At 43.9% G+C, this 24,053-nt stretch carries 27 protein-coding genes and 2 riboswitches; of the genes, 2 read left to right on the top strand and 25 right to left on the bottom strand.

From position 1 onward, the window contains the following. Positions 1–4: 4 nt before the first annotated feature. The 23 genes from ribE to EBO34_RS03615 form a co-directional block, all read right to left on the bottom strand. Positions 5–652, bottom strand: a complete 648-nt coding sequence (gene ribE, locus EBO34_RS03725; protein ID WP_122896596.1) for a riboflavin synthase — start codon at positions 650–652, stop codon at positions 5–7. Next, positions 652–1,740 carry a bifunctional diaminohydroxyphosphoribosylaminopyrimidine deaminase/5-amino-6-(5-phosphoribosylamino)uracil reductase RibD gene (gene ribD / locus EBO34_RS03720; RefSeq protein WP_122896595.1) on the bottom strand — a complete coding sequence of 363 codons (1,089 nt, stop codon included), beginning with the start codon at positions 1,738–1,740 and terminating at the stop codon, positions 652–654. The genes ribE and ribD overlap by 1 nt, the downstream gene beginning before the upstream one ends. Positions 1,741–1,918: 178 nt before the next feature. Further along, positions 1,919–2,073, bottom strand: a riboswitch (FMN riboswitch). Between the two features lie 137 nt (positions 2,074–2,210). Beyond that, on the bottom strand, positions 2,211–2,648 hold the full coding sequence (locus EBO34_RS03715; RefSeq protein ID WP_122896594.1) for a peptidylprolyl isomerase: 438 nt from the start codon (positions 2,646–2,648) through the stop codon (positions 2,211–2,213). A 164-nt stretch (positions 2,649–2,812) separates the two neighbouring features. After that, positions 2,813–4,144 (bottom strand): diaminopimelate decarboxylase, encoded by a 1,332-nt coding sequence (gene lysA, locus EBO34_RS03710; protein ID WP_122896593.1) that lies wholly within the window; start codon positions 4,142–4,144, stop codon positions 2,813–2,815. A 266-nt stretch (positions 4,145–4,410) separates the two neighbouring features. Further along, positions 4,411–4,587, bottom strand: a riboswitch (Lysine riboswitch). 139 nt (positions 4,588–4,726) lie between these two features. Then, positions 4,727–6,223, bottom strand: coding sequence for a spore germination protein (locus EBO34_RS03705; protein ID WP_122896592.1), 1,497 nt, complete (start codon positions 6,221–6,223; stop codon positions 4,727–4,729). After that, positions 6,220–6,786 carry a stage V sporulation protein SpoVABEA gene (gene spoVAEA / locus EBO34_RS03700; protein ID WP_122896591.1) on the bottom strand — a complete coding sequence of 189 codons (567 nt, stop codon included), beginning with the start codon at positions 6,784–6,786 and terminating at the stop codon, positions 6,220–6,222. The genes EBO34_RS03705 and spoVAEA overlap by 4 nt, the downstream gene beginning before the upstream one ends. Before the next feature lie 8 nt (positions 6,787–6,794). Next, positions 6,795–7,145: a stage V sporulation protein AE gene (gene spoVAE, locus EBO34_RS03695; RefSeq protein WP_122896590.1), complete on the bottom strand. Its 351-nt coding sequence runs from the start codon at positions 7,143–7,145 to the stop codon at positions 6,795–6,797. A gap of 5 nt (positions 7,146–7,150) precedes the next feature. Next, positions 7,151–8,167, bottom strand: coding sequence for a stage V sporulation protein AD (gene spoVAD / locus EBO34_RS03690; protein ID WP_122896589.1), 1,017 nt, complete (start codon positions 8,165–8,167; stop codon positions 7,151–7,153). A 13-nt stretch (positions 8,168–8,180) separates the two neighbouring features. Next, positions 8,181–8,645 (bottom strand): stage V sporulation protein AC, encoded by a 465-nt coding sequence (gene spoVAC, locus EBO34_RS03685; protein WP_122896588.1) that lies wholly within the window; start codon positions 8,643–8,645, stop codon positions 8,181–8,183. Between the two features lie 6 nt (positions 8,646–8,651). Next, positions 8,652–9,074, bottom strand: a complete 423-nt coding sequence (locus EBO34_RS03680; protein WP_122896587.1) for a stage V sporulation protein AB — start codon at positions 9,072–9,074, stop codon at positions 8,652–8,654. Beyond that, positions 9,071–9,697: a stage V sporulation protein AA gene (locus EBO34_RS03675; protein WP_122896586.1), complete on the bottom strand. Its 627-nt coding sequence runs from the start codon at positions 9,695–9,697 to the stop codon at positions 9,071–9,073. Before EBO34_RS03675 ends, EBO34_RS03680 begins: the two co-directional genes overlap by 4 nt. Before the next feature lie 364 nt (positions 9,698–10,061). Further along, positions 10,062–10,817, bottom strand: a complete 756-nt coding sequence (gene sigF / locus EBO34_RS03670; RefSeq protein WP_122896585.1) for an RNA polymerase sporulation sigma factor SigF — start codon at positions 10,815–10,817, stop codon at positions 10,062–10,064. Between the two features lie 9 nt (positions 10,818–10,826). Continuing rightward, positions 10,827–11,267, bottom strand: coding sequence for an anti-sigma F factor (gene spoIIAB / locus EBO34_RS03665; protein ID WP_122896584.1), 441 nt, complete (start codon positions 11,265–11,267; stop codon positions 10,827–10,829). Then, positions 11,264–11,617, bottom strand: a complete 354-nt coding sequence (spoIIAA, locus tag EBO34_RS03660) for an anti-sigma F factor antagonist (RefSeq protein WP_122896583.1) — start codon at positions 11,615–11,617, stop codon at positions 11,264–11,266. The genes spoIIAB and spoIIAA overlap by 4 nt, the downstream gene beginning before the upstream one ends. Positions 11,618–11,773: 156 nt before the next feature. After that, complete coding sequence (locus EBO34_RS03655) at positions 11,774–12,952, bottom strand: D-alanyl-D-alanine carboxypeptidase family protein (protein ID WP_122898500.1); 1,179 nt, start codon at positions 12,950–12,952, stop codon at positions 11,774–11,776. A 528-nt stretch (positions 12,953–13,480) separates the two neighbouring features. Further along, the gene (locus EBO34_RS03650; protein WP_122896582.1) at positions 13,481–14,785 is read right to left on the bottom strand and encodes a pyrimidine-nucleoside phosphorylase; all 1,305 of its coding nucleotides are present in this window, start codon (positions 14,783–14,785) and stop codon (positions 13,481–13,483) included. A 32-nt stretch (positions 14,786–14,817) separates the two neighbouring features. After that, a complete protein-coding gene (locus tag EBO34_RS03645) occupies positions 14,818–15,630 on the bottom strand; it encodes a purine-nucleoside phosphorylase (RefSeq protein WP_122896581.1) in 813 nt (270 codons plus the stop codon). Between the two features lie 17 nt (positions 15,631–15,647). Beyond that, entirely contained in the window at positions 15,648–16,832 is a 1,185-nt protein-coding gene (deoB, locus tag EBO34_RS03640; RefSeq protein WP_122896580.1) for a phosphopentomutase, read from the bottom strand. A 139-nt stretch (positions 16,833–16,971) separates the two neighbouring features. Beyond that, on the bottom strand, positions 16,972–17,862 hold the full coding sequence (gene xerD, locus EBO34_RS03635; protein WP_122896579.1) for a site-specific tyrosine recombinase XerD: 891 nt from the start codon (positions 17,860–17,862) through the stop codon (positions 16,972–16,974). A 22-nt stretch (positions 17,863–17,884) separates the two neighbouring features. Continuing rightward, a complete protein-coding gene (locus tag EBO34_RS03630) occupies positions 17,885–18,115 on the bottom strand; it encodes a YqzK family protein (RefSeq protein ID WP_122896578.1) in 231 nt (76 codons plus the stop codon). A gap of 242 nt (positions 18,116–18,357) precedes the next feature. Next, a complete protein-coding gene (gene fur / locus EBO34_RS03625; protein WP_122896577.1) occupies positions 18,358–18,816 on the bottom strand; it encodes a ferric iron uptake transcriptional regulator in 459 nt (152 codons plus the stop codon). Between the two features lie 725 nt (positions 18,817–19,541). Then, positions 19,542–20,213, bottom strand: coding sequence for a stage II sporulation protein M (gene spoIIM / locus EBO34_RS03620; RefSeq protein ID WP_429699414.1), 672 nt, complete (start codon positions 20,211–20,213; stop codon positions 19,542–19,544). A gap of 197 nt (positions 20,214–20,410) precedes the next feature. Beyond that, positions 20,411–20,953, bottom strand: a complete 543-nt coding sequence (locus tag EBO34_RS03615; protein WP_122896575.1) for an NUDIX hydrolase — start codon at positions 20,951–20,953, stop codon at positions 20,411–20,413. Positions 20,954–21,049: 96 nt separating this feature from the next. Here EBO34_RS03615 and mciZ point away from each other — a divergent pair, with 96 nt between their 5' ends. Then, positions 21,050–21,226 (top strand): Z-ring formation inhibitor MciZ, encoded by a 177-nt coding sequence (gene mciZ / locus EBO34_RS21185; protein ID WP_122896574.1) that lies wholly within the window; start codon positions 21,050–21,052, stop codon positions 21,224–21,226. On the opposite strand, the gene EBO34_RS03605 is transcribed toward mciZ, so the two are convergent. Beyond that, positions 21,159–22,250: a DUF3866 family protein gene (locus tag EBO34_RS03605; protein ID WP_122896573.1), complete on the bottom strand. Its 1,092-nt coding sequence runs from the start codon at positions 22,248–22,250 to the stop codon at positions 21,159–21,161. The genes mciZ and EBO34_RS03605 overlap by 68 nt on opposite strands. Positions 22,251–22,394: 144 nt before the next feature. Between EBO34_RS03605 and EBO34_RS03600 the strand changes: the two genes are divergently transcribed. After that, entirely contained in the window at positions 22,395–23,309 is a 915-nt protein-coding gene (locus tag EBO34_RS03600; protein WP_122896572.1) for an aldo/keto reductase, read from the top strand. A gap of 83 nt (positions 23,310–23,392) precedes the next feature. On the opposite strand, the gene EBO34_RS03595 is transcribed toward EBO34_RS03600, so the two are convergent. Further along, complete coding sequence (locus EBO34_RS03595; RefSeq protein ID WP_122896571.1) at positions 23,393–24,043, bottom strand: TlpA disulfide reductase family protein; 651 nt, start codon at positions 24,041–24,043, stop codon at positions 23,393–23,395. Positions 24,044–24,053: the final 10 nt, after the last annotated feature.

The following is a 24,053-nucleotide window of genomic DNA, read 5'->3' as shown; positions in this document are numbered from 1 at the left end:
TTAGTTAGAATCCATGTTCTTTCAAAAAGGATTCGGACATCTTATCAGGCTTATCATTCTTCATTTGTCTGGAAATGAGCTGTTCCATATATTTTGCGAGCATATCCGTTTCAATATTAACAATGTCCCCAGGCCCCTTTGAACCGATTATGGTTTCTTCAATTGTATGAGGAATAATTGAGATCAGGAAAGTGGAATCGGCTACCCCGAAAATGGTAAGACTTGTACCATCTACGGCCACAGAGCCTTTATGCATCATATATTTTAAAAGCTCATCACTTACTTCTATTTCATAATAAACGGCGTTCGATTCTTTTCGTTTCGAACAAATGGTACCGGTACCGTCCACATGCCCGGTTACAAAATGACCGCCGAACCGGCCGTTTGCAGCCATGGCACGCTCCAGATTTACAGTGGAGCCATTTTTCAGTATTCTTAAACTCGTTGCTCTCACTGTTTCCGGCATAAGATCAACCGAAAATGAGTTCTCATCGAATGAAGTAACGGTCAGACACACACCGTTAACGGCGATACTGTCTCCAAGCTTTACATCAGTCAGAATATAAGGAGCTTTGATCCTCATTACAATCGCTTCTCCGGCTTGGCGAATGGATTGTACTGTTCCTTTTTCTTCAATAATACCCGTAAACATTATCTCTCCTCCTTCACTGCTGTTACTTTGAGGTCTTTACCGACCATTTCAGCTGATTTAATCTTCAAACGGCTCCCGTCACTGAGCCGTTCAATTCCTGTTCCTGAAAAAGAGGAAAGTGCGTTTTGGCCTCCGATTATCAAAGGAGCAAGATAAACGACAACCTGGTCAAACAGACCTGATCTCAGGAAACTGTCATTCACATGTCCTCCTCCTTCAACGAGAAGAGACATAATACCAAGCTCCCCAAGAAGATTAAGGACATCTTCAATCTCAATCGAAGCAGCATTAATGGGTAATACGCGAACCCCGGCAGATTCAAGCTCCTCTTTTTTTTGTGCGTTATGGTTTCCGCTTGTCACTACCCATGTTGGTGAACTCCTGTCTGTAACCAACGATGCAGTAACAGGAATGTTAAGAGAGTGATCGAGAACAATCCTGACAGGATGCTTCCCGCCGCCGGGAAGCCTTGTTGTCAGAAGGGGATCGTCTGCAATAACCGTCTTCACCCCAACGAGGATTCCATCGTTTTCATGTCTGAGCTGATGGACATTAAGCCTGGCTTCAGGTCCTGTAATCCATTTGCTCTCACCCGTGGAAGTGGCAATCTTACCGTCAATGCTCGTTGCTGATTTAAGCGTTACAAAAGGACGCCGGTGTTTAATAAAATGAAAAAAAGTCCGGTTTAAAGCCTGTGCTTCCTTTTCCATAACGCCTTCAGTAATTAAAATACCCGCTTCCTTAAGCTTCTCAATCCCCCTGCCGGCAACTTTTGGGTTGGGGTCTCTTGTTGCTATTACAACCCGCTCCACTTTAGCATCAATCAAAGCATCCGCACACGGTGGTGTACGGCCATAGTGGGAGCACGGTTCAAGTGTGACATAACATGTTGATCCTTCTGCTTTGCGGCCCGCCATGGCCAGAGCGTGCCGTTCAGCATGAGGTTCACCTGCTTTTAGATGAGCCCCCATTCCAACTACCTGATTATTTTTAACAATGACTGCCCCGACAACGGGGTTTGGTGCAGTTTGTCCTTCTGTGGTACGAGCCATATTAAGGGCAAGATTCATAAATCGTTCATCGAGCATAGTGCTTCACTCCCGGAAATATAAAAAAACCTGAAGGTTCTTCCTTCAGGTGTCAGTAAAAAGTAAACAATAGGAAATAAACCAGGTGTCCACTCCTGGAGGCATTTTTGCAGAAAAGTCTGCAGCTGTGTCAAAAAGACACACTGGTGCCCGGGATAGTTATACCGGTTTTTTCTATCGTTTCCTTCTCCCATCCAGACTATACTGTCGGCTTCGGTTTCTCACCGAATCCACCGTTTCCTCTGTTTACACTGTGGAAACGGGTCACGGGCTTAGGGCTGCTATGGCCACATCACCGCCGGTTGGGATTTTCACCCGACCCCGAAGGAAATAAGCTGTTCAGTTTTGTATAGTATATCACAAAACTTTCTTCCGTGGTCGAATTTTGCTTCGTTGATCGTAAGCGTTTACAAAACCGGACAAAAAAAGCGATCCTGCAAACTTGAGGACCGCTTTTTTTTATCCGTGTTCTATTCTTCGTCGAAAACCCGGACTTCCTGCATAACATCGCCGGCTTTAATGTCAAGAACTGCCTCGATGCCTTCAGTTACCTGACCAAAAACAGTGTGCACACCATCAAGGTGCGGCTGAGGTTCGTGAACGATAAAGAACTGGCTGCTCCCTGTATCTTTCCCGGCATGAGCCATTGAAAGGGTGCCCTGTACGTGTTTATGAGGATTTCCTTCGGTTTCACATTTAATTGTCTCTTTACTTCCGCCAGTCCCGTTTCCAATCGGACAGCCGCCTTGAGCAACAAATCCAGGGATTACACGGTGAAAAGTAAGGCCATCGTAAAACCCTTCATTTGCAAGTTTTTCAAAGTTAGCTACTGTGCCTGGCGCTGCCTCAGGATAAAATTCAAGAGCAAGTTTGTTTCCATTGTCTAATACGATCGTTCCTTTTTTCATTATAAAACGTCCTCTCTGAAGGTAATGTATGTACCGATCATTTTCATTTTACTATAAATCTCTGTAAAAAGAAAAGAAGCTGTCCGTAACGGGAGGATCTCCACATACGGACAGCCAGCCTGGTTTCTTGGTTCCACTTTCACGATGCTGCCCAGGACTCCTAATCAGCTGTACACCTTTGTTTTTGCTTCTGTTTTTTTCCACGGTCTGTCCAAACGCGTCATGTTAGCATAGGTTTCCCGTTCGATCACACACTGATCGCTTTTGTTATTAAGAAATACCACAGCCGGCCTCTGAATACGGTTATAGTTATTTGCCATGGAATAACCATACGCCCCTGTAGATGGGACAGCAAGAATATCTCCTTGTTCAAGGACAGGTGTGTCTACATCCCAGATAAGCATATCCCCGGACTCGCAGCACTTACCGGCAATCGAAACTGTCTCCGTCTTTTCCTTCTGTGCCTTATTCGCTACAATCGCGTCGTACTTTGCCTGATAAAGAGCCGGGCGCAGGTTGTCGGTCATCCCTCCGTCCACGGATACGTAATCTCTCACACCTGGAATTGATTTGCGGGACCCAACAGTATAAAGGGTTGTGCCGGCCTCCCCTACGAGTGCACGGCCAGGTTCAATCCATATTTCAGGTATAGGAAAATCTTTCGCTTCTGCATGCTCTTTTACAGACCTGACCATAGCCTCAACATAATGACCGAGGGGCAGAGGTGTATCATCCTCGTTATAACGAATTCCAAAACCTCCACCTAAATTCACAACTTCAGGTGTAAAGCCTGTATTTTCTCTCCACTCCTGCAAGTGGTTGAATATTTCATCGACTGCTGAAACAAAGCCACTAGTCTCAAAGATCTGAGACCCGATGTGACAGTGAACCCCAAGGAGTTCAAGACGGTCCTCATCCAGGACCTGGGCGATGGCTTTTTCTGCCTGCCCGCTTGTAATATCAAAGCCGAATTTTGAATCTTCCTGACCTGTACTGATATACTCGTGGGTATGAGCTTCGACTCCTGGCGTTATACGAAGCAGTACTTTCATGGAAGTTTCAAGGGTCTGTGTTATACCCGTAAGCCACGTCAGTTCATGAAAGTTATCGACAACAAAGCAGCCTATTCCCGCTTTGACAGCCATTTCTATTTCATCTGGTGATTTGTTGTTTCCATGAAAATGAATGCGTTCAGGAGGAAAGCCAGCTTCCAGAGCAGTGTAAAGCTCCCCCCCGGACACAACATCAAGACTTAACCCGAGCTCATCCATCAGCTGCACAATAGCCACACAACTGAATGCTTTACTTGCATAAGCAACCTGGTACTGAATCCCTTCCTTTTCAAAAGCCTCTTTAAAGGCATTTGCACGGATGCAGATATCTTCCACATCATAGACATATAATGGCGTACCGTACTTTTCCGCCAGATATGTGGTGTCAACACCATTGATTGTCAGATTCCCTTTACTGTTTACATCATGGTTTCTTGTAGTCATCCTCAGTCTCCCCTCAATAACCGTACTGGACTTTTAAATTAAAGCTATTACTAAAAAAAAAACCAGGAAGGGTGTTATAACCCTTCATCCATCGAAATTCAGCTTCGTTGTGAACACAGTAGAGATATTCAGTCGAAAAAGACCTCAAGCAAGATTTCATACTCCATTTGGGGCTGTTTTCAAAAGAATTGTCCTGAATAATAAAAAAGGCAATTAATGCATGGCTGCACTAATTACCTTGGGATGGTTAAAATAAACCCTCTTATCATCCGGATAGTGCTCCACTACAGTTGCAGTGACAGTGTATTGCCTGTTCGGCAATACCCCAGAAAGATAAACACTGGAGTTATTATCCTTCTTCGGCAAATTGACCTTTCCACCGCCGTCTTAGTGCCCCAGCACTCTGACAGTGTACTCTTTCGCTTTGCTCCTCTACCTCATGACTTACATGAGAATATGAAATTATAGAAACATTTATACCATTTGGGCATTCATTAGTCAAGACTTTAACACACTTTTCTCAGTACGGCAACTTATTTCCACAAAAAATTCCGGAGCGCGGATCCGCCCCGGAGTTCTCTGCTATGTCTTGCTTTTGGCCTGTTTGACCGGATCTTTCGGATGAACAATACTTGGACGTTTCATTTTCATCGGTACGGCCTGACGCATCATGACATCTGCAAGGGCTTTTGGGTAAAACGGAAGGAATGGCCACATATATGGAACATTCAAAGACTTTATTGATGCAAGAGCAAGGAACAACGCCGTCGTCCCGATCACAAAGCCCTGCACTTTAAACAGTACAACAGCAACAAGGAGACCAAGCCTCATAATACGAAGAGCAATACTCAGTTCATAGCTTGGTGTTGCAAACATCCCGATGGCTCCGACTGCAACATAAAGGATAACTTCAGGCACAAAGAGCCCTACTTCTATAGCAATTTCCCCGATGAGCAGAGCAGCCACAAGCCCCAAAGCAGTAGCCAGAGGGGACGGCGTATGTATGGCCGCCATCCTGAGGAGTTCTATCCCAAGTTCTGCAAGGATGATTTGGAGGAAGATTGGAACATTGGTTGTTTCATCGGGACCGATGTACTCATACCCCGGGGGCAGAAGACTCGGTTCTACTACCATCAGAAGCCATAACGGCAGAATAAATAACGAGAACGCTATTCCAGCAAACCGGACCCACCTCAAGAATGTTCCGACAAATGCTGCCTGCCGGTATTCCTCTGCATGCTGGACGTGATGAAAAAACGTCGTAGGAAGAATCATGGCACTCGGAGAGGCATCTACGATAATGACAAGATGTCCCTCCAGAATGTGAGTAGCTGCAACGTCAGGTCTTTCGGTGTAACGAACGAGAGGAAAGGGGTTATTGCCCTGTTTGACGATAAATTCCTCTACGAGCTTATCTGACATTGTCAGTCCATCAATATCGATTCCTTCAAGCTCTTTTTTTACGACACCCACCAGATCTTTATCAACAACCCCTTCCAGATAACAGAGGCTGATGTCGGTCTTTGAACGTCTTCCCACTTGAAGAATTTCGTTTCTTAAGCGTTCGTCTCTGATTCTTCTTCTTGTAAGTGCGGTGTTTTGAATGATATTTTCTGTGTATCCGTCACGGCTTCCCCTTACGACTTTTTCAAGGTCCGGTTCTTCCGGCCCTCTGCCAGGATAACTTCGAACGTCCACAATAATAGCTTGTGCTTCACCATCAATAAAAATGGATATAAGTCCCGATAGCATTTGGCGAATGGCATCATCAAGAGTATCTGCATATTCAACCTGCATATGGGCAAGATGATTTTCAATTTGATCCCGGACGTTTCTTTTTTTACGGTCGGCAACATCAATAAACATTAATTCTCTTAGGAGTTCAATGATATATTGGGTGTCACAGAGACCGTTGACAAAATAAAACTGGACTTCTTTGTCTAAAATATGTAGTTTACGTACTCCTACATCAAAGCTTTTACCGATCCCGACACGTTCTTTCATTCTTCTTTCATTATCCAGGATGTTTCGTGACAAAGGATGATTTTGTTTTGTTTCATCTTGATGAGAATCTGTCATTCGCTCTGGCTCCTTTCCAGGATGGTTTGTATAGCCTGTGTCGTAATCGGTGCCCCTTTTTCTGCAGAATCACGGCCCCCCATTTTTCCAAGATCTCCAATACCAATAACAATAGGAATGTCAATCTGGTCCAATATATAAACAGTATCTCCCCGTATACGCCTTATTTCTGTATCAATTATGCCGTCTTTATCAACACCGTATTCCGTAAGATCTCCATTTCTGTCAAGTGAAAAATGCACCTTTGCCCACTCATGGGAATAGGATTGCGAGGCAACTGCAAGGGCACCAAGAATAGTAATGTCAGGATGGTTGCAAATCGTTATCATGGCCTTCTCACCCGGACCTTCTTCCGGATAGCCGCAATCATCAAATAACACCACCACAGGATCGTCCGGGCATTCCATAACGAGTTCCACCAGCTCCTCCCCGCTCAGTGGACTTGGGTTTCCGCCGGATTTGGATATACAGCAACAATTTAATTTCCTTGAAGCCGCTTCAACGGCCATCCTTGCTGACGTATCACCGTCAGTGATTAATATAACCCGCTTTTTCTTTTCCATCCTGACAGTCACCCCTTCGGCTTGAAGATGATACTCGCAAGAAAACCAAACAATATGGCTGTAGATACACCTGCAGACGTTACTTCAAAAATACCCATCCCTATTCCTAAAAATCCGTATCTTTCTGCTTCTGTCATTGCCCCGTGAACAAGGAAATGTCCAAAGCTTGAAATTGGGAGAATAGCACCCATGCCAGCTAAGTCAATCAGCTTATCATATAAATGAAACCCGTCCATTAGCGCCCCGCCCACAACGAATCCGCCCATAATGTGAGCCGGGGACCATTTGCCAATATCCATAAATAGCTGACCAGTAAGACAAAAGAATCCTCCGACTAAAAATGCGAAGACGTACTCCATAAGTATTATTCCTCCAAACCGGCTGTCAGTTCAAACTCCACTGCATGAGCAATACAGGGGATCGTTTCTTTCTGTCTTATCGTTAAAGGGTTAAACAACGCTCCTGTTGCTATACAGAGCACTTTTTTCCAATGTTCCTTACGCATCCTCCTGAACACGTATCCGTAAAGAACAAGAGCGCTGCAACCGGCGCCGCTTCCTCCCGCATATCCTTCAGGATGATACCCGTATACCGTATTCCCGCCATCCAGATACCGGTCTGTTATGTACAGTCCATCCTCTTCGCACAACTCAAGGAACTGCCGGGAGCCGAACATACTAAGATCTCCCGTAATGATAAGATCGTAGTCTTCTTCAGTCTTTCCTGTATCGTTTAAATGTTTTTTTAATGTGTCGAAAGCAGCAGGTGCCATTGCCTGACCCATGTCAAGAGGATCTCTCAATCCCCAGTCCACTACTTTGCCAATGGTTACAGAACGGACAGCAATCGGACTCTTCTTCCCCGATATAACAGCAGCACCTGCTCCGGTCACCGTTCTCATAGCGGTTTTCGGCCGTTGCTTCACATGTTCCAAAGGCAGTCTGAACTGCCTCTCCACTGCACCATAATGGCTGGAAACTGCAGTAAGACTTCTTTGGACCATTCCAGAATGTACACACATAGATGCAATCGCGATCCCTTCCATTGACGTTGCACAGGCACTGAACATGCCTAAATACGGCCACGGATATTCACGTGCTGTGTAATGGCTTGTTACGTTTTGGTTGAGCAGGTCCCCGGCAATAAACAGCCCCACTTCTTCTTTCTGTATACTTTCTTTACTCAGACAGAGTGATACTGCTTCTTTCATCAACGCTCTTTCAGCTTTTTCCCAGGTACTTTCGCCGCAGTACAAATCTTCAAAGGACTTATCAAGAAAACGGCCGACAGGACCTGATTTTTCCATAGGCCCCGATACACTTGCGCAGGATTCAATATATACGGGGCTGTCAAATACCCAGGTCTGTTTAATGTCTTTCACTTTGATTCCCCCGTTAACGAATTAGCGTTTCAATCAGAACTCTTATGAAGGAAACAAGATACGCAGAAACAACACCAAATACAAGCACGACTCCTGCAATGCGGAACATATTGCCTGTAACACCGAATACGATTCCTTCTGCTCTCGATTCCATTCCACTGCTTGTAACTGAATTTGCAAAACCTGTTACCGGAACAATAAGGCCTGCTCCCCATTTTTCACTCAGCTTGTCAAAAATACCAATCCCCGTAAGTAAACAGGAAAGAAAAATAAATGTAGCCAGGACTGGGTTAACCGCTTCTCTTTCTGTCAGACCGAACCACACGATATACCGGTTAAACAGCCATTGACCAAAAGCAGCAAGGATTCCTCCGACAGCAAATGCAATCAGGCAGTTTTTTATCCATGTTGTCTTTGAGATGAGCTTCTTTCTCCGTTCTTCGAAACGGTCTTTTCTTATTTGTTCAGCCGATTTCATGAACCATCACCTCATAGGATAAAAGTATAACCAGTGAAACAGAGAGCCCGTTATTTTGCCAAGGACAATAGCAAAAAGCAACCATGATATCCTCTCTGCCACCCCCACTCTTTTTGCCAGAATCGGGAATACATTCAGAACCTCTGTAAGCGCTGCTGCAAGAAGTCCTACAAACATCCCCGCTGCGAGGCCTACCGGAGATGCCACAGCCGGAAGCAGACTCAGTCCGGGGTCACCGAGACTCATCCATGCACCGCTGAGCGCTCCTATGATGACAGCACTTTCGTACTTGGTAACAAGCCTGCTTGTATTTGTCAGCTGGGCAAGTCGCGGAATGATACCGAGAACTGTCAGGAAAGCCACAAGACCACTCCCGACAGCAATCCCCCCTGCAAGACCGACAAGAATTGTAACAATCGGGTCAATCACTTTTTATTCTCCTGTTTCCTCTTGTCTTCACGGCGGTGATTCAGAGCTACATAGCGGTCAATGTTGTCCTCATAATTAAACATTTCCATCTCCAGCGGGCTTGGCTCATCGTTGATGCGCTTACGGAACAAATGGTTAAAAAACAGGATCATTCCCAGCCCCAGTCCAAAGGAATACGGAATCTGAAGCCACAATGGATGATCCACTTCTGTACCTGTAATCACTCTGTAAAGTTTTTTATGAACACCTGACATACTTACATCTTCATGAAAATTCATAATTGCCAGTGCTGATCCTACAAACAGCAGAAACCAGACCAGACTGAACATAAGAGGCTTCATCGGTTGTTTTTTTACATCATGCCAGACGATGGTCTGGACTGGCCCCACTACTTGAACATCAGCGTTTGGGCACGCACTCAGTATCAGTTCTACAATTTTCATGGAATCAATGACGATAGGACTCTCCTGATCTTTTTCCACAGCCTTATTTACAGGGATAATCTCAAGATTCCTGAGCATCTGTTCATCTGCAATGAGCTGGGCTATATCTTTTAACATAAGAGTCTCGGGCTTTGGGGCTCTTACACGTGCTTTTAACCGTATATAGACTCTCTCGTCCATTTACCCCACCCTCTCTTTCACTTTGTTTATCTTAGTATGAGATAAAAGAATCCGGATCATGCATTTCATGCCTGACACGTCTCACACTTTATAGAAAGGCGGGATTCAACTGGGTGATGGGAAACGATGAGATCCAAAACCCGCTTGTATGACTTTCCCCAGGTGCTGCCCCGCATATTTACATTTACACCATTCACTTCTACAATTAATTCACTAAATTTTGCACTTACAGCGACCTTTTCTACAATTAACGACTAATATTCTACGTTTAGATTACGCCACACGCCTCGTCCATAATCCATCATCCTTTTCAAGAATAAAAAGCCAGGATATGCGAGAACGCACCACAAAAAACCAACTGAGTTTAATCACCCAGTTGGTCTTTTAATTGCTTTAATATTTTCTTTTCAAGCCTTGATACCTGAACCTGTGAGATACCCAGGCGCTCAGCAACTTCAGACTGCGTCTGGTCCTTATAATATCTCAGATAAACAATGAGCCTTTCCCGTTCTTCCAGCTTTTCGATTACGTCCTTTAATGCAATTTTATCAAACCACTTTCCTTCGTTCTGGTCTGATATTTGATCAAGGAGCGTAATAGGATCGCCGTCATTTTCATAGACAGTCTCGTGAATCGATGTCAGATTCCTGCTTGCTTCCTGTGCAAACACAACATCCTCAGGAGACATATCAAGACTCTTTGCAATTTCGTTGACGGTAGGAACCCGTCCTAGTGTTTTTGTAAGCTCTTCTTTCATTTTCCGGATTTTATTAGCGCTTTCCTTAATTGAACGACTTACTTTAACAGTTCCGTCATCCCTTAGGAAACGCTGAATTTCACCAATAATCATTGGTACTGCATAAGTCGAAAACTTCACATCGTAACTCAGATCAAATTTGTCTACGGATTTGATCAGACCGATACAGCCTATCTGAAACAAGTCATCCGGTTCATATCCGCGGTTTAAAAACCGCTGCACTACCGACCAGACGAGGCGGGTATTGGAACTCACGATGCGATCTCTTGATTGTTGGTTTCCCTCTTGTGCTTCAGCGATAAGGCGCTTCAGCTCCTCGTCCTTCAGATACACCTCTTTCTTTTGTTTAACATTTACTTCCATAGCATACCCCTAATTACACATGGCCTTTTGTTTAGAAAGGCGCTTTGTGAGACGTACCGTAGTACCGACCATCGGCTCTGAACGGATTTCTACATCGTCCATAAAATTCTCCATAATCGTAAAGCCCATGCCGCTTCGTTCAAGTTCAGGCTTTGATGTGTAAAGAGGCTGTCTTGCTTCCTCAACATTACTCATTCCCACACCTTCGTCCTGAATCATAATGCGGACAGTGTCATCAGTGAGCTCTGCTTCAATTTTTACCATTCCATTATCTTCATTGGGATAACCGTGAATAATCGCATTCGTTACCGCCTCACTGACGACGGTTTTAATTTCAGTAAGCTCATCCATAGTCGGATCGAGCTTCGCAATAAAGGCTCCGACTGCCACCCTCGCAAAGGATTCATTTTCACTGATTGCACTAAATGCCAACTTCATGATGTTTTTCATGACGCCACCCCCAGCATGGATAATGCACGATCCTCGTCAGTTTCCAACCGTATGATTTTAAACAGTCCGGACATGTCAAACAATCGTTTAATCTGCGGAGAGATAGAACATACAACCATTTCTCCTCCCAATGTCTGAATGAACTTATACCTGCCCAGAATGACGCCAAGCCCGGAACTGTCCATGAAAGTTAACTGTTCTAAATTTAACAGCATGTGTGTCAGGTGATGTTCTTTCATAGCCTGGTCAACCCGTTCCTTTAGCTTTTTTGCTGTATGATGATCAAGCTCACCTTCCAGTCTTACACAAAGGACATTTTCCTTTTTTTCTAAATCAATCAGTAAGCTCACTGCCCCTCCACTCCTTGCCTTAAGGTTTATGAATTCCGCATTAAGGCTTGCATCTCTCGGAATACACGTAAAGGGAATTTCGATCTTATATTCCTGTAATCCTTCACAGAAACAAAACTAGTGCAACTTCGTCAAAGTATTTAAATTAACGACCAATCATGACTCTCTTTTTCCACCCATAATAGATGCTGTCCGTTTTATAAACTGCCATAAAGAAGCTTCATCTACATCTTCTGAAAGTACAAGAGAGACTTCCGAAAGTACTTTTTCGTCCAGTTTTACCTTCAGCGTTCCTACGGTTTGTCCTTCTTTTAATGGCGCTTTCACATCTTCATTCCAGACGACCTCTTCAGTTGCACCTTCAAGGGACTCTCCTTTTTTTGTAAGCATGGATACATTCTCAGCGGTTACAGCATCTACTTTATTTTTTGCGCCTTTATTTACTTTTACCTGGGCAATGACCGTTCCCCGGTCATACTGCTTATGCACCTGGTACTGACTGTATGCATAATCAAGCATCTCTGTAACCTGACGGTTCCTGTCTTTAGGTGTCGAAGCCCCCATCACAACAGCAATTACCCGCATATCCTTTTTATTCGCGGTGGCGGTAAGACAGTATTTTGCCTCTCTTGTAAATCCTGTTTTAAGGCCGTCAACACCAGGATAAAATTTTACAAGCTTATTTGTATTTACGAGCCAGAATTTTTTATCGCTGTCTGCTCGGAGGTAATCTTCATAAAGGCTTGTATAATCGGTAATTGATTCGTATTTCAGAAGTTCCCGGGACATCATAGCCATGTCATGTGCCGTAGTGTAGTGGTCTGCTACCGGTAACCCGTTTGAATTCACAAAGTTTGTATCCTTTAATCCCAGTTCTTTTGCTTTGTCATTCATCATGTTTACAAACTCGTCCTCAGAACCTGCAAGGTGTTCAGCCATGGCTACAGAAGCATCATTCCCTGAAGCGATGGCAATGCCTTTCAGCATTTCATCAACGGTCATTTCTTCACCCGGCTCCAGAAAAATTTGGGATCCGCCCATTGATGCAGCACGTTCACTTGTGCGGACTTTTTCATCTAACGTTATCTTCCCATTATCGATTGCTTCCATAATAAGAAGCATCGTCATAATCTTCGTCATGGAAGCAGGGGGGAGTTTTTCATTACTGTTTTTTTCAAACATTATTTTTCCTGTATCTCGCTCAATTAAGATTGCCGAGCTGGCATCATCAGCAAGTTTTACGCCACCTTCACGGGCAGAGGCAGGAGTCATTATGCTTGTCATTAATGCCATCAGAATAATTAATGCAAGTAAAATCCTTAAACTTTGTTTCATCATGATATCCCTCCAAAGTGTTCTGTACGAATGAAGGCGCTCCCATACAGAAAAGAGAGACACCACATTTTCTTTACCATTCTGCCCCAGTTACCCTGCTTTATACTTTAAACGCAGAAGAAGCCTTCGTACTTTACGATTCTAAAAAGGTGCAGGTAATGGCGTATTAAAAGAACATGTGGTCTTTTTTTGCCAGGTTATCTTTATCCTCTCATTTCTCAACGAAGCTAAGATAATCGATAAAAGGTTGAGAATGCCCTTCACCAGCCAAAGAAAAGAAAAAGTCTGCCATAAACGCCGGCAGACTTTGATGTTCTTATTTTTTAGCTTTTTTTCGCGCAGATTGTTGCTATTTTTACTGCCTTTAGAGTACAAAAAGTGCGGATGCAGCCTGCGTTCCCTTTGCTTTCCGCGGCGGTGCCGGCAAGCATCCAGATTTCAGGGGTGCTTTCTTTGCACCGGCGCCCCAGCGGAAAGGGAGCGTATTCCGTTCAATGAAGTTGGGTTTGATTTCTTTTTCAGAGCAGCCTATTTTTTTATCACGTCATAAATAAGTGGAGGTGCACTTACTTCATCAGTTGAAATGGTATATGATTCATAAATCCGGTTCATACAATCGTCCACATTTTCCTGATTGCTGTGAATGGTTACAAGAGACTCTCCTTTTGTAACATGGTCTCCGATCTTTTTGTTGAGAACGAGACCCACAGCCAGGTCAATCTCAGATGTTTTCGTTGCCCGTCCCGCTCCGAGAATCATAGCAGCGGTTCCGATTTTATCCGCGGTAATGGCAGAAACAATACCGTCTGCCTTTGCTTTTACATCAAAAATGAAATTCGCTTTTGGAAGCTTATCCGGGTCGGCAATCACTTCAGGGTCCCCATGCTGGGACTTGGCAAAGAGCTTAAAGTGTTCCAGGGCAGAGCCGTCTTTAATAGCACCTTTAAGCATCTCCTTTGCTTCCTCATCGTCTTTTGCTTTCCCTGCCAGGACAACCATATGACTTCCAAGTGCAAGACAAAGGTCGGTCAGGTCTTTCGGACCCTCGCCTTTCAGTGTCAGAATTGCTTCTTTAACCTCAAGTGCATTTCCGATTGCTTGTCCAAGAGGCTGGCTCATATCAGAAATGACAGCGGACGTGCTGCGCCCCAGGTCGTTTCCGATTTTCACCATCGTTCTCGCAAGCTCTTTTGCATCGTCCAGCTTTTTCATAAAGGCACCTGAACCCGTCTTAACATCCAGCACGATTGCATCCGCACCTGAAGCAAGCTTTTTACTCATAATAGAACTTGCAATAAGAGGAATCGAATTTACCGTTGCTGTTACATCACGCAGGGAATAAAGTTTTTTGTCAGCAGGCGTTAAATCTGCTGTCTGTCCGATTACGGCTACTTTATTCCTGTTTACCAGGTCAATAAACGTATCGTTTGTAATCTCAACACTGAACCCTGGGATGGCTTCCAGTTTATCAATGGTGCCACCGGTATGACCCAGACCCCGTCCACTCATTTTCGCCACCGGTACACCAACACTGGCGACAAGAGGTGCCAGGACAAGTGTAGTCGTATCCCCTACACCACCGGTGCTGTGTTTATCCACTTTAATTCCATCAATGGCTGAGAGGTCAATGGTCTCACCGGAATGAACAATAGCGTCTGTGAGGAACGCACTCTCCTCATCAGTCATACCTCTGAAAAAAACAGCCATGGAAAAGGCGCTCATTTGGTAATCTGGAATGTCATCTTTTACATAACCGTCAATAATGAAGGTGATTTCCTCTTGTGTCAGTTCATGACCATCACGCTTTTTCTCTATTAAATCAACCATTCTCATAGTAAGCCACCATCCTCATATCATTAGAAATTCTACATTTTACCGACAATTTCTTTTACTAAGGCCAGGAAGTTTGCTTTTACTTTTTCCGTTGTTTCAATCACTTCATCGTGATGCAACGGCTGATCGAGTATCCCTGCTGCCATATTGGAAATACATGAAATCCCAAGAACCTTAAGTCCGCTGTGGCGGGCAACGATTACTTCGGGGACTGTACTCATTCCTACTGCGTCGCCTCCCATTGCACGGAGCATACGGACTTCAGCAGGAGTTTCGTAACAAGGGCCGGTATTCCCTACATACACACCCTTTTGCACATTAACCCCAAGCTCTTTTGCAGTCTCTGTGGCAAGAGATAAGTGATCTTTCGTATAAGCTTCACTCATATCAGGAAATCTCGGTCCCATTTCTTCATCATTCGGACCAATTAATGGATTTGTTCCAAAATTATTGATGTGGTCCTCGATGAGCATCAGATCACCAGGCTCATACGATTCATTTACCCCCCCTGCTGCATTTGTCACAATCAAGTCTGTAACACCGATGGCTTTCATCACTCTCACCGGAAGAGTAACAAGGCTCATATCGTAGCCTTCGTAAAAATGAAAACGGCCCTGCATGGCAACAACACTTTTTCCATTCAGAGTACCGATGACAAGCTGACCTTTATGTCCGGCAACAGTTGAGGTCGGGAACCCTGGTATATCACTGTAGGGGACAGTCACTGCTTCTTGAATTTCATCTGCAAGTACGCCAAGACCCGAACCTAAAATAAGGCCGACTTGTGGCTTTTTCGTTAGTTTACCTTCAATAAATTGTTTCGCTTCAATGAGTGCATTAGTCATAAAAACACAGTCCTCTCTTATTTCAAGTCATTTAAAAAGCTTTTGCCATGTTCAGGCATTTTCACACCGAAGTTATCTGCAATGGTAGCTCCTACATCAGCAAAGGTTTTTCTGTCGTCCAGCCGCTCTCCTTTACTGAAGCGTTTGTTATAGCAAAGAAGCGGTACATATTCTCTGGTATGGTCTGTACCCGGGTGAACCGGATCATTTCCATGGTCAGCTGTAATGATTAACAGGTCCTCTTCCTTAAGCTCCTGCAGAAGTTCAGGAAGCCTTTGATCATACTCTTCGAGAGCTTCGCCGTAACCGATCGGATCTCTTCTATGACCGAACTTTGCATCAAAGTCAACAAGATTTAAAAAGCTGACACCTGTGAAATCCATTTTTGTTGTTTGAACAAGCTTGTCCATACCGTCCATATTCGATGTTGTGCGCAGGGATTTTGTAATTCCCTCTCCATCATAAATATCAGAAATTTTCCCAATTGCAATGGAGTCAAACCCGCCGTCCTCCAGTTCGTTCATGACCGTTCTGCCGAATGGCTTTAAAGCATAATCATGACGGTTCGAAGTACGTTCCCAGTTCCCTGCTTTACCAAGGAAAGGTCTTGCAATGATACGGCCTACCATGTATTTTTCATCGAGAGTCAATTCACGGGCAATCTTACAGATGCGGTAAAGCTCCTCTAAAGGAACGATATCCTCATGGGCAGCAATTTGCAGGACAGAATCGGCAGAGGTATAAACAATCAAATCCCCCGTGTTCATGTGGCGCTCCCCTAATTCATCGAGAATCTCAGTACCGGAAGCTGGTTTGTTCCCTACGATTTTCCTTCCTGTTTTTGCTTCCAATTCATCTATTAATTCTTTTGGAAAACCATCGGGAAAGGTGCGGAATGGTTGTTCAATGCGAAGGCCCATTATCTCCCAATGTCCGGTCATAGTATCTTTTCCGTTTGATGCCTCTTCCATAAGACCGTAATACGCAGAAGGCGTATCCGCTTTTTCTATTCCTGGTATTTCTCTAATATTTGAAAGGCCGAGTGCTCCCATATTCGGCATATTTAACCCGTTCATTCTTTCAGCGATATGACCGAGAGTATTGGCTCCCGTATCATTAAACTTTGCGGCATCCGGGGCTTCTCCTATCCCTACTGAATCCATTACCACTACAAAAATCCTCTTAAAGCGCTTACTTTTCATGCTGCAAATCCTCCTTATGTAGTCACGTTTTTCATCTTTTAATTATACCCTTTTTCAGGAAAGGTATTGTTTCAAATTGTCAAATCACCATGTCTGAAGTCAGACCTCACAATTGTGCAAATCTTCCAACTCCTCTCTTTTACGCTCTTGGATGGAAGTCTGCATAAACATCTTTTAATCTCGTTTTCGTTACGTGTGTATAGATCTGTGTCGTAGATATATCCGCATGCCCCAGCATCTCCTGAACAGCACGAAGATCGGCACCGTTCTCAAGAAGATGGGTAGCGAAGGAATGCCGAAGGGTGTGAGGCGTCAGCTCTTTTTCTATTTTTGCTTCTGATGCGAGGGACTTGAGCACTTTCCAAAACCCCTGTCTGGACATCTGTCTCCCATGATGATTCACAAACAATACATCATGACGCTGTTTTTTTACAAGTACCGGCCTGCTGGATTGTAAGTATGCCTTAAGTACATCGGAAGCAGTCCTGCCCAGAGGAATGATTCTTTCTTTATTTCCTTTACCGATACACCTTACAAAGCCCATTTGTAAATGAAGATCGCTCAGATTCATTGAACAGAGTTCAGTAACCCGGAGTCCCGTGGCATAGAGCATTTCCAGCATAGCTTTATTTCGCAAGCCAAGGGGTGATGACCCGTCCGGTGCCTCAAGAAGCGCTTCTACCTCTTCCATATTCAATACTTTTGGAAGACGCTTCTCTGCTTTTGGCATATCTATTAATGTACTGGGATCATGAGTTGCAAGCCCTTCCCTTATCATAAACTGGTGAAAGGACCTCAGTGACGACAGCTGCCTTGAAACAGTGGTAGAAGCCTTGCCTTTTTCTTTCAAATGAAATAAAAAGGATACAATATTTGTCCGGTGAACCTTCTCAACATTGTCCAGCTGTTCTACATGTTTTAGATAATGAAGGTAGTTGGAGATATCTCTTCTATAAGCCTCCAGTGTGTTTTGCGACAACCCTTTTTCAACTACGAGGTAGTGGAGGTATTCTTTCAAAGCCTGCTCCATTTTGCACTCTGCCTCCTCTCATTTATTCTCCATGAAGATAAAAAATACGCAGCCTGTCCAGTGCTTCTTTATAAATTGAATCTTCCTGAACCTGACCAATGACTTTAACTGCCCTTCCTTTTGGCTCATCAAACCGATGGTACCTTTCGTACTCATCACTCACCCATATAATACCATAGTAAAAAATAAGCGTGCACCCCATAAACAATACAAACACACAAAGCGTTTCCCACAGTGACCGTATAAATGACATTTCAACACACCTCACATTCTCCCCTTAAACTGTTTCCAAATAATTGCAACAGAACAGGCTTCGTTAATGAGCCTGTTAAAAGAATATGCCGGCAGGAGAACTTTTTATACTGGGTATGTTGTTATGTATATTCAATTTAAGAGCAGAAACAGTAAAAAAGAATAAAGCAACGGCTGTCTGAGCTGCTCCAGTAACAACCTGTCAGAAGAAGCAGTCACAACGCTCGTTGCTTTAACGCTTTTTTACTCACTTTCGGGTTTTCCTTTGCTGTTACAGCGGTGGCAGATACCGTGAAACGTAAGCCGGTGATCTTTGATCACAAAGTTCCACCTGCGTTCTACTATTTTCTCCACATCTCCCAGAAGGTCTTCCTGTATTTCATCCACTGACCCACAGTCAATACAGACGAGATGATGGTGAAAATGTGTTGCCCCTTCTTTACGAAGGTCGTATCTTGATACTCCGTCTCCAAAGTTTATTTTGTCCACCACTTTAAGTTCAGTCAGTAATTCCAGGGTTCGATAAACCGTAGCAAGACCAATTTCAGGGGACTTCTCTTTAACAAGCAGATATACATTCTCCGCACTGAGGTGATCCTCTTCATGTTCAAGCAGAACCCTTACGGTTGCTTCACGCTGCGGTGTAAGCTTGTAGCTTTGAGAGTGCAGTTGTTTTTTTATTCGTTCAATACGTTGCTCCATATTTAACGCCCCTTTAATCTGCCGTTTCCTACTCTATTATACTCCCGGCTAAAAAAAGGTGTCAAATAAGAATTGTTACAAACTCACAATTAGAGTTACTGTTAAATAATAATAATTATCGCCTTTTACTTATATTGTTCTGTTAGTAAGTATGAGTTAATATGTCTCATTGCGCTTTCGGGATCTCCCCCAATAGCCGTCAAGTTAAGGGATTTAAGAATTTGAAGCAGAAGAAGTCAGGATGTAGCCGGAATCCCCTTCGCTTTCCGCGGGGGCGTCGGCAGAGGAAGCACCACTGCTTCTTCCTCTGCCAGTTATGCTTCGCAGCTTTCTGCGTCGAAGCAACTCGTAGCTTATTCGTGATGTAAACGCTCATTGCTCCCGCAGGAGTCTTGAACATTCCGGCTACATCCTCTTTTACATTCTTATCTTAGTGCTTTTACACATGTTCTGTGGGGAACGATACGCTTCATGACTTATTTAGAAAGTTATCGAAAGAAGGTGTCCGTATATCACCTCATGGCTAAATGAGCAGTTTAATAAGCAAGCAGTAAGCTTTTGGAGTGTATCTTAGAATTTTGGTAAGAAAACAAAGAAGCCGCCAAGCCTTCTAAACTTGACGGCTATGGGGTCTCCCCCCGAACTCGCTTTTCCCGCAGGAGCGTCGCTCATTCGCTCCAAAATCAACTCTTTTTTAAGACAACAATATCCTTTAATACAGCAACTTATAAAAGCCATTGTACAACTGACTTCAAAAGTACAGGGGAAACATAGGCTTCATAAACACTCATCAGAGTAACGACTGCCCCTGTGAACAATAAAAAAAGTGAGTAAGCTGTAAAGTGCTGAAATATAGGTTCGTACCCTTTTCTTATAATCTGTCTGCAAATCTTCAGGCTGAATGAAATTGATACCGTCGCTGTGATAATAAAAACAGGCACGAGAATCAGGTTTTGAGGGAAGATAGCCGCAAATGCCAGAATAAATCCGTCAAAGCCCATCTGGCTTACAAGAAAACCAACTGTAAAACCGATAACAAGTCCCTTTAGAAAAAGGAGAATGAGAATAATCGGCAAACCGATAACAGACAATCCTAAAAACCACATTAAGCCCAGGTATTTGCTGTAATGGGCAAACGTCTGGGTAAATGCTTCCTCAGATGATGCCAGCTCTCCCTTTTCAACCTGTCCGAAAAACTGGCTCAAATACGTAAACAGGTCATTTTTCTGTCCAGTCGTTAAACTGTTTACAATTACAGCTCCAAAAATCACACCCATCATAAGCAGTACGATGGAGAATACATAAATGGAACGATTCTCTTCGATATGGATCAGAATTGCTCTTCTAAAACCGCCTTTCATCCGGTTCATCTGATTCGCCCCTTCATAATGTGTCATCGGCTCAGTGACTCATTGTTACTCTATGAATCTACTTTGCACTCTATGACATGAAATAAGGGACACTTACATCAGGAATCAGGCTCGTTTTGAACATCGCAGGAGGATGTGTATGTTGATTTCCGCTCCAGCCCTTCAGGAGACTCTCTGGATCACGCTCTTGGAATACAGCAAACCTGCGTCAATCAACACAGGTGTTAACCCTGCTTTTTCAAAAGCCAGTGCTGAATGGCCAGAATTGTCTTCGCATCATGAACAGCCTCTGTTTTTATCATCTCAAGTGCCTCATCCAAAGTAACTTCAATCTTTTCAACGAACTCATCCTCATCCGTTTTTACTTCTCCTGACTGTAACTCTTTGGCTTCATATAAATAAACGATTTCATCGGCAAATCCAGGGGAAGTATAAAATGAAGCAATCTTTTCCATTGACTCTGCAGCATATCCGGTTTCTTCTTCAAGCTCCCGAAAAGCACACTGCTTTGGATCTTCACCGGCTTCAAGCTTTCCGGCTGGGATCTCCGCAATTGTTTTTTCAAGGGCTTTGCGGAACTGGTTTACAAGAACAAGTTTATTCTCTTTTGTTACAGCAAGTACCGCAACAGCCCCAGGATGATTTATAATCTCACGTTTACTCTCTTTCCCGTTTGGTAAAGCTACATCATGAACACTAAGTTCAATGATACGGCCTTCAAATATCTTTTCTTTGTTTAATGTCTTTTCCTGCAAATGATCTCCCACTATACACACTCCTTCTTTTACAGTTCTCTTTTTTAAGAGTTTTTCATAGTGTTAAGCATACCAAACTAACGTTGCCATAAAAAGGAGAGATAAACCATGCATGTATATTTGAAAGAAAATGGTTTCGTCGTTGCCGGTAAGGTATGGCAGGTAAAAGCCTACCTGAAGAAGCTTTCTTCTCAGCATGAAACAGTTGAACAATGGATTACCAAAGGGACTCCCAACCCTGATCGTTCTCAAGGATCCAATATAGTGCCGTTCCCACGCCGGTAAAAAACAACCTGTCTTCTTCATATGAGCGGCCCATTGACCGAATCTGCGATACTTCTGCCAGCGCTTTTTCCACCAGTGCTTTCACTTTTCTCTCACAGATACTCTCAACCTTTATATGAGGCTCGCTGCTGAGTTCCCTGCAATCTGCCTTTATGTACCGGTCAGCCAATTCTCCGGCCGGTACCGGCAGCACACTTTTGGCATAAGTGAATTCCATAAGTGCCGTCTTTGTGTGATGGGACAGGCCCTGGTGCCTTTCTCTCCTGTCACTTTCTGAAAGCCGAGGTGTCCAGACTGGAACACCCTTACTTTTCCCTATAAGGTTGGCCCACTCAGCCATTCTGATTCCGCTGAACCCGTATCGGGTACCCGAGCCAACCACCCCCGGTCCTACTGTGACGACAATGAGCGCTTCAGGGTAATGATGCATGGCAAATTGAAGGGCAGTTAAAAGATTTATAGCCTCGAAATCCCCGCCAAAGGCCTGCCCGATAGATATTGTCGTTACATTTCGATCCTCTTTTATCTTTTGCAGATGCCCGCTTACGGGTAAAGCAAGAGCCGCTGAATCGTCGATAACCGCAACCAGCTTCCCTTCCTGTTTTTCATGATGATACATTGCCTGCACAACCGGAAGCATACTGTGAAGTTCACAAAGCAATATTGGCTTCCAATGCAGGTTTAGTTTTTCATAAAAGATAAACTGATCTTTCTGTTCAGGAGATTCCACTGTGAGCATACTGTGCTGAGTGGGCAGGTATCTCCCTTTAATTATGTGCCCCCTGGTATCACCCACTGAAAAGGACACTCTTTCTTCAATACTCGATACAATATCAAGACCACCTGTACCAAGCTTCAGGTCACTCGCCGTGACATTTATTTTAACCTTGTCACCTTTTGATACATAAGGAAAGAATGCTGCATATAAAATGGCATAGCCGCCCCCTCCGTCTACGGCTAGTTTCTGAATATCCATCGTCTCTTCAATCACATCGAGAACGGTTACTGTCTCAATCCGAAGCATTCTGCTCCCCCCTCCTTACATCAGCGTATTCACTCTGTTTTCTGTTCATACCAAGGTTAGTGACCGATGTTTTAAAGGGTGTTTTGTGTGGTATTCTATACCAGAAAGAAAGAGAACAGAATGACCGCAGAAGGAGGATAAACTGTGAAAACGAACAGAATCGGCTTGTCTGATCTATATGTGACAGAGATCGGGTTTGGGTGTATGTCCCTTTCCGGTAACGATAATGAAAACGAAAGAATCATCCATGAAGCGATTGATAAAGGTGTCAATTATTTTGACACAGCAGACCTCTATGAATTCGGAGCAAACGAGGAATCCGTTGGGAGAGCACTTAAAGGAAAGCGGGAGAACGTTATCCTTGCTTCCAAAGGCGGGAACGAATGGGGCGAAGGAATTGACGGGTGGAGATGGAATCCATCCAAAGAACACTTGAAAAAAGCTGTCAAGAAAAGCCTCCAACGGCTGGGAACGGATTATCTTGACCTGTATCAATTACACGGAGGAACGATTGAGGACCCTATTGATGAGACAATAGAAGCTTTTGAGGAATTAGTCCGGGAAGGAACCATCCGGTACTACGGAATCTCATCCATCAGACCCAATGTGATTAAAGAGTACCTTAGCCGTTCAAACATCGTAAGCGTAATGATGCAGTACAGTCTCCTAGACAGACGTCCGGAAGAATGGTTTTCTCTTCTTAAGGAAAACGATGTTTCTGTTATTGCCAGGGGGCCTGTGGCCAAAGGACTCTTAACTTCACGCTACAACGATAAGATATCGGAAAAAGGCTATTTATCCTATGAAAAGGACGAGCTTATCAAAACTATAAGGAAGCTTGAACAAATCGCAGAGGAGAAAGATATGCCATTAAATGAGGTGGCCCTGCGCTACGTTCTTTCTGCGGAAACAGTAGCCTGTACCGTACCCGGTGCGTCTGACAGCAGCCAGCTGAAAAAGAATCTGCTCGCTTCAAAACAAGCTGATTTAACAGGACAGACAATTGAAGAACTTAAGGAAGTAACCAAATTGAGTTATTACGAAAACCACAGAAAATAAAAAGAGGGCGCTCATAAGGAAGGAATTAATACCTTAAGAGCCGCCCTCAACTATTTTTGCATAGAAAGCAACACCTGTTTACTCTAGTCAGATGCTTCCCCCTTCTCTTCATATTTCTCTTTTGCTTCGCCCAGGAACTCTTCCAAAACCCCGTAGTCAAGATAGCCTGTATGACGAATAATAATCCGTCCATCCGGATCGAGAATATACGTAAGAGGCATGGCAATTACCTGATAATCGAGAGTCACTTCATTATTCCTCGCCATCAGGGTAGGAAATGAAATATTAAATTCATCAATAAACCTGCCGACCGTTTCTTCATTTGGTTCCTGAGTTGTATTGTTTATACCAACAACCTGAACACCATCATCTCCATAATCTTCCTGAAACTTAATGAGTTCAGGCATTTCTTCACGACATGGGGGACACCACGTTGCCCAAATATTCAATACTACATAGTCTCCTCTGAAGTCTGAGATGCTCATTTTTTCTTCCTCATCCCAAACCGGCAGTGATATATCTTTAAGAAGCATTCCAGGCCTTACACCTGTTTCATCAACTTCTTCATAATCAGGTACTTCACCTTCATCTGCAACGTCAATACCTTCATTCTCCAGGTATTCGTCCAAAGGATCATTGCCTTGTGTATCTGAACGGTGATCATATACCACATAGGCAGCAACGAGCATCGCAGCTGTTAGAATCAGCACGCTTGAAAGATGCTTTCCTTTCATTGCTCAATCC

The organism is Alteribacter keqinensis, assembly GCF_003710255.1.
GTDB classification, from domain to species: Bacteria; Bacillota; Bacilli; order Bacillales; family Salisediminibacteriaceae; genus Alteribacter; species Alteribacter keqinensis.
Note: the sequence above shows the minus strand (reverse complement) of the source record. Positions and strands in the feature narration are given on the sequence as shown.